This window comes from Cellulomonas sp. NPDC055163 (genome assembly GCF_053607065.1).
The window spans coordinates 536,017-547,761 of the sequence record NZ_JBSGSU010000002.1 but is presented as its reverse complement, the minus strand read 5'-3'; the positions used below and the strand labels follow the sequence as shown (position 1 = coordinate 547,761).

The 11,745-nt window shown below is 74.7% G+C and carries 9 protein-coding genes; 2 read left to right on the top strand and 7 right to left on the bottom strand.

Annotated features, from left to right (window positions below; genetic code table 11):
• Nucleotides 1-18: 18 nt before the first annotated feature.
• The 5 genes from ACWFNE_RS06195 to ACWFNE_RS06175 form a co-directional block, all read right to left on the bottom strand.
• Nucleotides 19-1,008 carry an NUDIX hydrolase gene (locus tag ACWFNE_RS06195; protein ID WP_452121550.1) on the bottom strand — a complete coding sequence of 330 codons (990 nt, stop codon included), beginning with the start codon at nt 1,006-1,008 and terminating at the stop codon, nt 19-21.
• 4 nt (nt 1,009-1,012) lie between these two features.
• Nucleotides 1,013-3,445, bottom strand: a complete 2,433-nt coding sequence (locus ACWFNE_RS06190) for an RNA degradosome polyphosphate kinase (RefSeq protein WP_452121549.1) — start codon at nt 3,443-3,445, stop codon at nt 1,013-1,015.
• Complete coding sequence (mshD, locus tag ACWFNE_RS06185) at nt 3,442-4,512, bottom strand: mycothiol synthase (RefSeq protein WP_452121548.1); 1,071 nt, start codon at nt 4,510-4,512, stop codon at nt 3,442-3,444. Before mshD ends, ACWFNE_RS06190 begins: the two co-directional genes overlap by 4 nt.
• A 67-nt stretch (nt 4,513-4,579) precedes the next feature.
• Entirely contained in the window at nt 4,580-5,152 is a 573-nt protein-coding gene (locus tag ACWFNE_RS06180) for an NUDIX hydrolase (protein ID WP_452121547.1), read from the bottom strand.
• Complete coding sequence (locus ACWFNE_RS06175; protein ID WP_452121546.1) at nt 5,149-5,736, bottom strand: GNAT family N-acetyltransferase; 588 nt, start codon at nt 5,734-5,736, stop codon at nt 5,149-5,151. Before ACWFNE_RS06175 ends, ACWFNE_RS06180 begins: the two co-directional genes overlap by 4 nt.
• A 175-nt stretch (nt 5,737-5,911) precedes the next feature.
• Between ACWFNE_RS06175 and ACWFNE_RS06170 the strand changes: the two genes are divergently transcribed.
• Together ACWFNE_RS06170 and ACWFNE_RS06165 are read left to right on the top strand one after the other, a co-directional pair.
• A complete protein-coding gene (locus ACWFNE_RS06170) occupies nt 5,912-6,466 on the top strand; it encodes a toxin (protein WP_452121545.1) in 555 nt (184 codons plus the stop codon).
• Nucleotides 6,463-7,734, top strand: coding sequence for an FAD-dependent oxidoreductase (locus ACWFNE_RS06165; RefSeq protein WP_452121544.1), 1,272 nt, complete (start codon nt 6,463-6,465; stop codon nt 7,732-7,734). Before ACWFNE_RS06170 ends, ACWFNE_RS06165 begins: the two co-directional genes overlap by 4 nt.
• Before the next feature lie 94 nt (nt 7,735-7,828).
• On the opposite strand, the gene ACWFNE_RS06160 is transcribed toward ACWFNE_RS06165, so the two are convergent.
• Both ACWFNE_RS06160 and acs read right to left on the bottom strand, forming a co-directional pair.
• Nucleotides 7,829-9,241, bottom strand: coding sequence for a cellulase family glycosylhydrolase (locus ACWFNE_RS06160; protein ID WP_452121543.1), 1,413 nt, complete (start codon nt 9,239-9,241; stop codon nt 7,829-7,831).
• A gap of 413 nt (nt 9,242-9,654) precedes the next feature.
• A complete protein-coding gene (gene acs, locus ACWFNE_RS06155; protein WP_452121542.1) occupies nt 9,655-11,664 on the bottom strand; it encodes an acetate--CoA ligase in 2,010 nt (669 codons plus the stop codon).
• Nucleotides 11,665-11,745 lie beyond the last annotated feature (81 nt).

Genomic DNA, 11,745 nt, shown 5'->3' with positions numbered 1-11,745 from the left:
CGGGCGCGCCGCGTCGGCTCAGTCCGCCCGCACGGGCGTGTGCCGCTCGGTCGCGACGAGGCGCGGACCCCTGGCCGACCCGACCACGTGCGCGACCAGCATCTCGCCGGGCCGCAGGAACGGGTCCTCGTGCGGGAGCGCGTCGGCCACCGGGCGCCGCGAGTGCTGCGCGAGCACGTCGAGCACGGTCGGGAGCACCGGGCGGTGCGTGCACAGCACGACGTCGCGTCGCGAGCCCAGCAGCCTCTCGACGAGCGCGGCGACGCGTGCGGGGGAGTCGTCGTGGCGCGACTCGGTCAGCTCGGCGGCGAGCCGCGGCCCCAGGTGGGTCGCGGCCGCGTACGGCGCGAGGGTCTGCGCGCACCGGGCCCAGTGGCTCGTCACGAGGTCGGTGACGCCGAACGCGGAGAGCACGGGCACGAGCTGCTCGGCCTGCTCCTGGCCGGTGCGGGTGAGCGGGCGGTCGTCCTCGCTGCCCGGCCAGCTGCTGCGCTTGCGCGCCTGCCCGTGCCGGGCCACCACGAGGACCCGCGTGTCGAGCCGTTCCTTCTCGTGCTCCGCGAGCAGCACGTCGAGCGGTTCGCGGTCCTCCGCGCGCGTGAGCTTCTTGCGTGCCACGTCCGCGTCGACCCAACGCACCGCGTCGATCTCGTCGCGCGACGCCCGCGGCACCGGCGGGCGGGCCAGCAGCGCGGGTCCGTCGGGCCGCCCGGCGACCTGCGCCGCCCAGTAGTGCACGCGCTTGAGGCGGCCGTCGGAGATCCGGTACTCGAGCCCGGGCAGGCGCCGCCCGAGGACCACGTCGTGCCCCGTCTCCTCGGCGACCTCACGGACCGCGGCCACCGCGGGCGTCTCGTCGCCCTCGAGCTTGCCCTTGGGCCACGACCAGTCCTTGTAGCGGGGGCGGTGCACGAGCGCGAGCTGGAGCCGCTCCTGGCGCACCCGCCACACCAGGGCCCCCGCGGCCTCGACGACCGTCTCCGGCGCGCTCCTCGTCGTCGTGCTCACCGGCTCACCGGGAGGCCCCCGGCCGGCGCCGCTGACGCTGGATGAGCGCGGTCTGCTGGTCGAGCAGCGGCGCGCCGTCGGGGCCCGTGTGGTGCCGGGTCCACGTCCCGTCGGCCGCGAGGTGCCAGGTCGACGTGCCGTCGTCCATCGACTCGTCGAGCAGGCTCACGAGCTCCGCGGTCTGGTCCGGGTCCGCGAGCCGCACGAGCGCCTCGACGCGGCGGTCCAGGTTGCGGTGCATGAGGTCCGCCGAGCCGATGAACACCTCGGGGCCCTCCTCGTCCGGCTGCGAGCTGCGCGACGAGGGCACGCCGTCCGACGCTGCGAACGCGAAGACCCGCGCGTGCTCGAGGAACCGGCCGAGGATCGACCGCACGCGGATCGTCTCGCTCAGACCCGGCACGCCCGGGCGCACCGCGCAGATGCCGCGCACGACGAGGTCGACGGGCACGCCCGCCTGCGACGCGCGGTACAGCGCGTCGATGACGGCCTCGTCGACCATCGAGTTGACCTTGATCTTGATCCACGCGGGCTTGCCCGCACGCGCGGCGGCGGCCTCGCGGTCGATCCGCTCGACCAGCCCCGAGCGCACCGAGCGCGGCGCCACGAGCAGCCGGTGGAAGCGCGACTTGGGCGCGTACCCCGAGAGCTGGTTGAACAGGCGCGTGAGGTCCTGCCCGACGTCCGGGTCGCACGTGAGCAGCCCGAGGTCGGTGTAGAGCCGTGCCGTCTTCGGGTTGTAGTTGCCCGTGCCGATGTGGCAGTAGCGGCGCAGCCCGTCGGGCTCCTGGCGCACGACGAGGCTCAGCTTGCAGTGCGTCTTGAGGCCGACGATGCCGTACACCACGTGCACGCCGGCCTGCTCGAGCTTGCGGGCCCACGAGATGTTCGCCTGCTCGTCGAACCGGGCCTTGATCTCGACGAGCGCGAGGACCTGCTTGCCGGCCTCGGCGGCGTCGATCAGCGCGTCGACGATCGGGGAGTCGCCCGACGTCCGGTACAGCGTCTGCTTGATCGCGAGGACGTGCGGGTCCGCGGCGGCCTGCTGCAGGAACGTCTGCACCGACGTCGAGAACGAGTCGTACGGGTGGTGCAGCAGGATGTCGCGGCGGCGGATCGCGGCGAACGCGTCGCTCGCCGACGCGCTCTCGACCTCGGCGAGGTACCGGTGCGTCGAGCCCGCGAAGCGCGGGTTCTGCAGCGCCGGGCGGTCCAGGTCGGCCACGAGGTTGAGGCCCGTGTGGTCGAGCGGCGCGGGCAGCTCGTAGACCTCCTCGTCGACGACCCCGAGCTCGCGCACCAGCAGGTCGCGGATGCGCGGGGAGATGCCGTCGGCGAGCTCGAGGCGCACCGGCGGACCGAACCGGCGGCGCAGCAGCTCCTTCTCCATGGCCTGCAGGAGGTTCTCGGCGTCGTCCTCCTCGACCTCGACGTCCTCGTTGCGCGTGACCCGGAAGGTGTGGTGCTCGATGATCTCCATGCCGGGGAACAGGTGGTCGAGGTGCTGGGAGATCACGTCCTCGAGCGGCACGAACGACGTCGGGCCCATCTCGACGGCCGCGGCCTGGTTGCTCGGGCGGCCCCGGGCGTCGACCGCGATGTACCGGGGGAGCAGCGGCGGGACCTTGACGCGCGCGAAGTGCTCCTTGCCGGTCTGCGGGTTGAGCACTACGACGGCGAGGTTGAGCGAGAGCCCCGAGATGTACGGGAACGGGTGCGCCGGGTCGACCGCGAGCGGCGTCAGCACCGGGAAGATCTGCTTGCGGAAGAACTTGTGCAGGCGCTCCTGCTCGTCGTCGCCGAGCTCGTCCCACCGAGCGAGCGTGATGCCCTCGGCGGCGAGCGCGGGCTGGACCTGCTCGGTGAAGCACCGGGCGTGGCGGGCCATGAGCTCGTGCGCGCGCACGCTGATCGCCTCGAGCACCTGGCGGGGGCTCAGGCCCGACGCCGCGGTCACGGCGAGGCCCGTCGCGATGCGCCGCTTCAGGCCGGCGACGCGGACCATGAAGAACTCGTCGAGGTTCGAGGCGAAGATCGCCAGGTAGCGGACGCGCTCGAGCAGCGGCTGCTCCGGGTCCTCGGCCAGCTCGAGCACGCGCTGGTTGAACGCGAGCCAGCTGATCTCTCGGTCGAGGAACCGGTCGTCGGGCAGCGGCTCGTCCTCGGGCGACTCCGGGTGCGCCGAGGCGGGCTCGTCGGCGATGTGCTCCGCGATGTGCGCGGCGAGCTCGGGCGGCAGCGGGCGCGGTCCGGGACGGCCCGTGACGTGGTCGACCGGCGCCTCGGCCGGGTCGGCCGGGGGGAGCGGGACGGCGCGCGTCGCCTCGGCGAGGGTCCCGGCGTCGTCCGGTGCCGCGACGGCGGCGGCGGACGCGGCGCGCGTCGTGCGGGCCGATCGGGTCGTGCGCGTGCGGCGTGCTGGCGTGGCGTCGGTCATCGTTCCATCGTTCCACTCGCAGGTGAACCGGGGGTGTCCGGCAGGGTGGGCGGTTCCGCGGGGTTCGTCGCGCCCGTGGGGTCCGGGGTGTGCGCTGCCCGCCGGGAGGACCCGAGCAGCACGTCGACTGCGCTGCGCACGAAGCCCGCGCGCGCGTACGTGCGGACGGCGGCGGTGTTCTCGCGCTCGGTGTACAGGATCACGGCACCGAGCCCGCGTGCGGCGAGGTGCTCGAGGGCGAGGGCCGTGAGCGCACCGCCCAGGCCGAGGCCCTGGGCGTCCGGGTCGACGCCGAGCGCGTAGACCTCGCCGACCGGCTCGGGGTTCGTCGCGTCGGGCGCGTGCACCTTGGTCCACAACGACGCGAGCAGCTCGCCGTCGCGCTCCGCGAGCAGCAGGCCCGCGGGGTCGAACCAGACCTCCGCCTCGCGGGCGCGCAGGTCCGCGAGGGTCATCCGGCCCTGCTCGGGGTGGGCGGCGAACGCGCGCGCGTTGACCCGCAGCCACGCCTCCTCGTCCTGCCCGGGCACGAACGTGCGCACCCGCACGCCGTCGGGCAGGGGGCGCGCGGGCACCGGGCTCGACGCCGCGGTCACCGGGACGGTCGTCCCGGACGCACCGTCCGCGAGGTCGAGGCGCATCTGCCAGAGCTCACGCACCGGCACGAGCCCGTGCCGTGCGGCGAGGGCGCGCGCCGCGGGGAGGTCGCCGTGGGCCCAGACCGCGAGCGAGCCGTGGGCGTCCCCGGCGGCGACCGACCCGGCACCGCCGAGCAGCGCCGTGCCCGTGCCGCGGCGGCGGGCGTCCGGGGCGACGACGAGCTCGGCCGTCGGGTCCGGGGTCGCCGCGAGGTCGACCTGCGCGTAGCCGACGAGAGCCCTCGCGCCGTCGCGCGCGAGGACGTGGCGCACGTCCGCGGCAGGGTCGGAGAGCCACAGGAGCGGCTGCTCCGACAGCGGGGCGACGCCGTCGACGGCCTGCGCCGCGCCGGCGACCCGCCGCACGTCGGCGGCCACCGCCTCGGCGAGCGGACCGGTCACGACGTCGAGGGCCACCATGCGGCTCATCCCACCACGGGGCGCGGGGTGCGCGCAGGACGACGGGCCGGAGCCTGCCGGGGGAGCGCGGCGCCGCCTACGACGCGGCGAGCACCGCAGCACGCGCGACCCGGGCCGCCCGCGCGAGCCGGTCGCCCAGACCGGGCGGCACCTCGTCGGGCAGGGCGTCGAGCGGCCACCAGGCGACGTCGGTGCTCTCGTCGCTCACCGCGACCGCCCCCGCCGGGTCCGCGAGGACGACGAACCCGACGTCGAGGTGCCACGCGCACCGGCCGAAGCCGTCGCCGAGCGCGTGCCGGTCGAGGTCCGCGGCCCGGGTCGTCGGGACCTCGGCAGCGTCGACGCCGGTCTCCTCGCGCAGCTCGCGCAACGCGGCCGCGAGGAGGTCGGTGTCGCCCGGGTCGAGGTGGCCGCCGGGCTGGACCCAGAACCGCCCCTTGCGGTGGAAGCACAGCAGCGCCCGCGTCAGCGACGGGTCGAGCACGAGCGCGCTCGCCGTCACGTGCTCCGGGACGTCCCGCCCGAGCGCGGCGTCACCGTGCACGTCCAGGTGCGCCAGCACGCCCGCCCGCACGGCGGCGGCGGGCCCCGGCTCGGCGCCGGCGAGGTCCGCGACCACACGCCGGGCGTCGTCGAGGAGCGCGCTCACGTCGCCGCCGCCCGCGCCGCCGCCGGCGACCCCGCCCACTCGTCCGCGAGCATCGCGAACACCAGCTCGTCCGACCACTCGCCCTTGAACATCTCGTTGCGGACGAAGTGCGCCTCGTGCCGCAGCCCGAGCCGCGCCGCGAGCCGCGCGGACGCGCCGTTGCGGGCGTCGAGCCGGGCCACGACCCGGTGCAGCCCGAGCCCGTCGAACCCCAGACCGAGCAGCGCCGCCGCCGCCTCGTTCGCGTACCCGCGGCCCCGCACGTCGGGGTGCAGCACGTAGCCGATCTCCCCGGCGGCGTGCACGACGCTGTGGAAGAACAGCACGACGTCGCCGACGAGCCGCCCCGTGCCGCGCTCCTCGACGCCGAGCGTGAGCGCCTGACCGGCGTCCGTGAGCTCGTGGCGCGCCCAGTCGGCCGCGAGCCGCGCGCGCAGCACCTCGAGGGTCATCGGCTCGAACGGCAGGTACCGGCACACCTCCGGGTCGCCGCGGTACGTGAGCAGCGCGTCGAGGTCCGCCTCGGTCAGCGGGCGCAGCAGCAGGCGGTGGGTGGCGATCGGGTAGGTCGGTCGCAGGTGCACGGCGCCCAGCCTGGCACCCCGCGACGGCGACCGGTACTCACCCCCGCAGGTCGCAGGAGGCCGCGACGGTGCCGGGCAGGGACGCGCACGGACCGACCCGCCGGGCGCGCGATCCGCACACCGCCCCCGCGAGGTCTCCCCGGGCCGGTCCGGGTCCCGGTGGGAGAATGGGGCAGTGCCCCCGACGACCCTGCCCCGCCGCGTGCGGGTCGTCGGGATCAGCGGCGCGGGCAAGACGACGACGGCGCACGAGGCCGCCCGGCGGCTCGGCGTCCCGCACCTCGAGCTCGACGACGTCTTCTGGCTCCCGGGCTGGCGGCTGCGCGAGCTCGACGACGGCTCCCGTGAGCTGCGGGAGCGGCTCGCGCAGGCTCCCGACGGCTGGGTCGCGTGCGGCAACTGGACGACGCGCGTCGGGTCGCTGCTCGACGACGTCGAGCTCGTGGTGTGGCTCGACCACCCCCGGTGGCTCGTCATGGCGCAGGTCGTGCGCCGCACGCTGGTGCGGGCCGTCACGCGGCGCGAGCTCTGCAACGGCAACCGCGAGCTCTGGTCGGGGCTGGTCGCGCGCGACCCCGAGCACAACATCGTGCTCTGGACCTGGACGCACTACGCGCGCACGCGGGAGCAGTACCGGGCGCTCGAGGCCGAGGGGACGGTGCCGGTGGTCCGGCTGTCCGGGCGGCGTGCCGTGCGGGCGTGGCTCGACGGGCTGAGGGAGCCGTCGTGAGCGGCGCGCCGTCCCTCCGCGATGCCACCCCGCCGACGCCGCTCCCGCCGGACGTCGACGTCGTGGTCATCGGCGCGGGGCAGGCCGGGCTGTCCGCGGCCTTCCACCTCCGGCGCGTCGGCTTCGTCCCGCACGCCGAGGCGCAGCGCACGCGGTCCGGCGCACGCGGGACGTTCGTCGTGCTCGACGCCGACGCGGCGGCGGGCGGGGCGTGGCAGCACCGTGCGGCCGGGCTGACCATGGCGCACGTCCACGGGGTCCACGAGCTGCCCGGCTCGGTGCTCCCCGACGCCGGCCCCGAGGCGCTCGCGCGCGACGTCATCAGCGCGTACTTCGCGGCGTACGAGGCCGAGCACGGCCTGCACGTGCGGCGCCCGGTGCAGGTGCGTGCGGTGCGGGACGTCGGGGGACCGGACCGGCTGCTCACGGTCGAGACGGTCGAGCCGTCGGGCGTCGCCGCCGGGGCCGCGGACGCCGGGGTCGACCTCGGAGCCGCGGACGCGACGGTCGACGACGGGCCGCGGAGACGCGTCGACCCGGGACCGCGGGCGCGGACCTGGCGCACGCGGGCGGTCGTCAACGCGACCGGGACCTGGAACAAGCCGTTCTGGCCGGCCTACCCGGGCCGCGCGACGTTCCGCGGCCGCCAGCTGCACTCGCGCGACGTGCACGACGTCGCGGACCTCGCGGGCGAGCGCGTGATCGTCGTCGGCGGCGGGACGTCCGCGGTGCAGCTGCTGCTCGCGCTCGCGGACGTCGCGGAGCGCACGACGTGGGTCACGCGGCGCGAGCCCCGCTGGATCGACGACGCCGCGCTGACCCCCGAGCTGGGGCGCGAGGCGGTCGCGCGCGTCGCCGAGCGCACCGCGGCGGGCCTGCCGCCCGAGAGCGTCGTGAGCGTGACCGGGCTCCCGCTGACCGACGAGTACCGCGCGGGCATCGCGTCGGGCGTGCTCGTGCGCCGCCCGATGTTCTCCCGGCTGGTGCCGCGGGGTGCGCGCTGGGAGGTCGGGTCGGTGTCCGACGACGTCCCGGTGTACGTGCGCGCCGACACGGTCGTGTGGGCCACGGGGTTCCGCTCCGCGCTCGACCACCTCGCGCCGCTGCGCCTGCGCGGGCCCGGCGGCGGCATCGTGATGGAGGGCACGCAGGTCGCCGCCGACCCGCGGCTCCAGCTCGTCGGGTACGGGCCGAGCGCGTCGACCATCGGCGCGAACCGGGCCGGGCGCGAGGCGGTGCGGAACCTGCGGCGCGCGCTCGGGGTCTGACGTCCCGCACGCCGCGCACGCACGCCGACGGCCCGGTCCCGAGAGGTCGGGACCGGGCCGCCGGTGAGCGGTGCAGCGGGTCAGGCGGAGCGGGTCAGCCCGCCGTGCACGCGACCGGCACGGTGCCGGTCGGGGCCGTGCCCGCGCCGATGAAGCCGTACGTCGTGGTCGCGCCCGCGCCGAGCAGGCCGTTCCACGCCGCGTTCCGCACCGTGTTCGTCGCGCCCGAGGCCGAGTGCGTGCCGCTCCAGAGCTGCGAGACGGTGCTGCCGGACGGGAGCTGGAACGACGTCGTCCAGCTGCCGATCATCGTCGAGCCGGCCGTGACGGTGACGGAGGCCTGGTAGCCGCCGCCCCAGCTGTTCCCGACCGAGAGCGTCGCGGAGCACGCGCCCGTGCCCTGCGTGGCGGTCGGCGTCGGCGTGGCCGTGGGGGTCGGCGTGGGGGTGACCGTGGGCGTGGGCGTCGGCGTCACGGTGACGGTCGGGGTCGGCGTGGGGGTCGGGGTCGGTCCACCGAAGACCGTGGCCGTCCGCGCCGTCGCCTTGATGCCGTTGGCGCCGGTGAACAGGCGTGTCCCCCACGCGGAGAGCGCGTTCTTGTTGAAGTTCGTGACGAGGTCCAGGTACTCGACGCCGCCGCCGTTGCCGCTCCACGACCAGCCGAGCCAGCCGATGCCGCGCGCCTGCGACTCCGCGAGGATCGTGTCCTCGTCGGGGTTGCCGTCGGAGTGGTCGAACCCGAACTCGCCGACGATGAGCGGGAGGTTCTTGGCCTTGAACGCGTCCAGGTAGGCCGTGATCGTCGAGGCCTGCGCGTACACGCCGTACATGTGCACCGAGAAGACGGTGTTCGCGTCGGGGTCGGCGGCGAAGATCGCGGCGGCGTTGTCGCGCATGATGCCGGCCCAGTCCTGGCCCCAGTTGGGGGCGTCGACGACGATCGTGTTCTTGATGCCGGCGGCGCGCAGGCGCTTGATCGCGGCCTGGTTGTCGGCGACGTAGCTCGCGTTGGCCGTCGCGTTGTTGCCGTACGGCTCGTTGCCGATGTTGACCAGGACGTAGTCCTCCTGGCCGGCGACGGCGTCCTTGACGGAGATCCAGTAGTCGGTGGCCTTCGCGAGCGTCGTGGCGCCGGACTGCTCGCCGTAGCCGGTCGTGTCGTGGACCTCGAGGATCGAGATCATCTTGTTCGCCTTGGCGAGCGAGATGACGTTCTTGACGTCCGCGACGTCGTTCCTGGTCCAGCGGTCGCCGTTGGACAGGACGGTCCGGACGGAGTTCGCGCCGAGGCTCGCCATGTCCGCGAACGACTGCGTCTGCGTCGCGTACCAGGTGTGGGCGTGGTTGACGCCACGGAAGACGAACGGCGTGCCGTTCCGCTCGACGAGCCGGCCGTTCGCGACGTGCAACCCGACGGGGTCGGCGGCGTTCGCCGACGTCGCGGCACCGACGGGGAGGATCAGCGCGGCGGCGAGCGCGCCCGCGACCCAGAGTCGATTCCTCATGTACTTCCTCGTTCCCAGCGCCATGTTCGTGGGCACGACGGCGCGTCAGCCTCGATGGCGGCTCTGCGTCGTTGCTGACGGGGACAGTCCGTCGTGCCGCGCACCTGGGGGTGCGTCGGGGGTCTGCCTATCACCCGGTCGTCGGCACCCTCGACGCACGAAGCGTTTAGGCGCCCGGATCCCGGCGGTCCTGAGACACACCCCCTGACAACGGTGGACAGAGCCCGTGCGAGGCCCCACCGACGGGACCCGTTCGTCCCGCCGGACACGGGTTCCCCGCGCACCCGTCCGCGACCGCTCCCGGACGCGACGGAACCCCGCCGTCCGGGTGGACGACGGGGTTCCGTCGCGTGCGGTGCGGTGCGGCGCGCGCCGGGCCCGGGTGCGCCACCCGACCCGGTCCGCGCGCCGGCTCAGTCCGCGCTCGACGCCGACGGGGTGTTGAGCCCCGCCGTGATGAGGTCCATGACCGAGGAGTCCGCGAGCGTCGTCGCGTCCCCGACCGCCCGGTGCTCCGCGACGTCGCGCAGCAGGCGCCGCATGATCTTCCCCGAGCGCGTCTTCGGCAGCTCCTGCACGACGAGGATCGTGCGCGGCTTCGCGATCGGGCCGATCTCCTTCGCGACGTGCGCGCGCAGCTCGGCCTGCACGTCCATCCCCGACGCCTTCGCCGCGTCCCCCTCCTCGGTCCGCAGGATCACGAACGCGACGACCGCCTGGCCCGTCGTCTCGTCGTTCGCGCCCACCACGGCCGCCTCGGCGACGATCGGGTGCGAGACCAGCGCCGACTCGATCTCGGTGGTCGAGAGCCGGTGGCCCGAGACGTTCATGACGTCGTCGACGCGGCCCAGCAGCCAGATGTCGCCGTCCTCGTCCTTCTTCGCGCCGTCGCCGGCGAAGTACTTGCCCGGGAACCGCGACCAGTACGTGTCGCGGAACCGCTCCTCGTCGCCCCAGATGCCACGCAGCATCGACGGCCACGGCTCCGTCAGCACGAGGTAGCCGCCCGCGCCGTTCGGCACCGGCTGCGCGTCGTCGTCCAGCACGTCCGCCGCGATGCCCGGGAGCGGGACCTGCGCGGAGCCGGGCTTCGCGGTCGTCACGCCCGGGAGCGGCGAGATCATGATCGCGCCGGTCTCCGTCTGCCACCACGTGTCGACGATCGGGGCCTTGTCGCCGCCGATGACCCGCCGGTACCAGGTCCACGCCGCCGGGTTGATCGACTCACCGACCGAGCCGAGCAGGCGCAGCGACGACAGGTCGTGCGCCGCCGGGATCTCCTCGCCCCACTTCATGCACGTGCGGATCGCGGTCGGGGCGGTGTAGAGGATCGAGACCTTGTACTTCTCGACGATGCTCCACCAGCGGCCCTTGTCCGGGGTGTCCGGGGTGCCCTCGTAGATGACCTGCGTCGCCCCGTTCACCAGCGGGCCGTACACGACGTACGAGTGGCCCGTGACCCAGCCGATGTCGGCGGTGCACCAGTACACGTCGGTCTCGGGCTTGAGGTCGAAGACGGCGCGGTGCGTGAACGCCGTCTGCGTCAGGTACCCGCCGGTCGTGTGGAAGATGCCCTTGGGCTTCCCGGTGGTGCCCGACGTGTAGAGGATGAACAGCGGGTGCTCGGCCTCGACCTCGACCGGCTCGTGCGTGTCGCTCGCGGAGTCGACGGCGTCGTGCCACCAGACGTCGCGGCCCTCGGTCCAGGCGACGTCCTGCCCGGTGCGCCGCACCACGAGGACGTGCTCGATCGAGGGGGCGCCCTTGTCGAGGGCCTCGTCGACCGCGGGCTTGAGCGCGCTCGCGGACCCGCGCCGGTAGCCGCCGTCGGCCGTGATGACGAGCTTCGCCTCGGCGTCGAGGATGCGCGAGTGCAGGGCCTCCGCGGAGAAGCCGCCGAACACGACGGAGTGCGGGGCACCGATCCGGGCGCACGCGAGCATCGCGACGACGGCCTCGGGGATCAGCGGCATGTAGATCGCGACCCGGTCGCCGGTGCCGACGCCCAGCTCCGTGAGCGCGTTCGCGGCGCGCGAGACCTCACGCTGCAGGTCGGCGTACGTGATCGAGCGGGCGTCACCGGGCTCGCCCTCGAAGTGCAGCGCGACACGGTCGCCGTTGCCGGCCTCGACGTGCCGGTCGACCGCGTTGTACGCGGCGTTGAGCCGTCCGTCGCCGAACCAGCGCGCGACGGGGGCGCCGGACCAGTCGAGGACCTCGGAGAACGGTGTCGACCAGCTGATGAGCTCGCGGGCCTGGTCGGCCCAGAACCCCAGGCGGTCGGCGGCCGCCCACGGGTACACCTCGGGGTGGATGTTGGCCTGGGCCGCGAACTCGGGCTCCGGCGGGAACCGGCGGTCCTCCGTGAGGAGGTTCTCGATGTCCGAGGACTCGGGGTGCGTGGGTTCGGCGGCCTGAGCCACGGTGTACCTCCTGCGCAGCGACGATGGTGCGAAAGGGGACGAGGCGTCCCGTCCGTCGCACTCTAGTAGGACCTCAGTCCC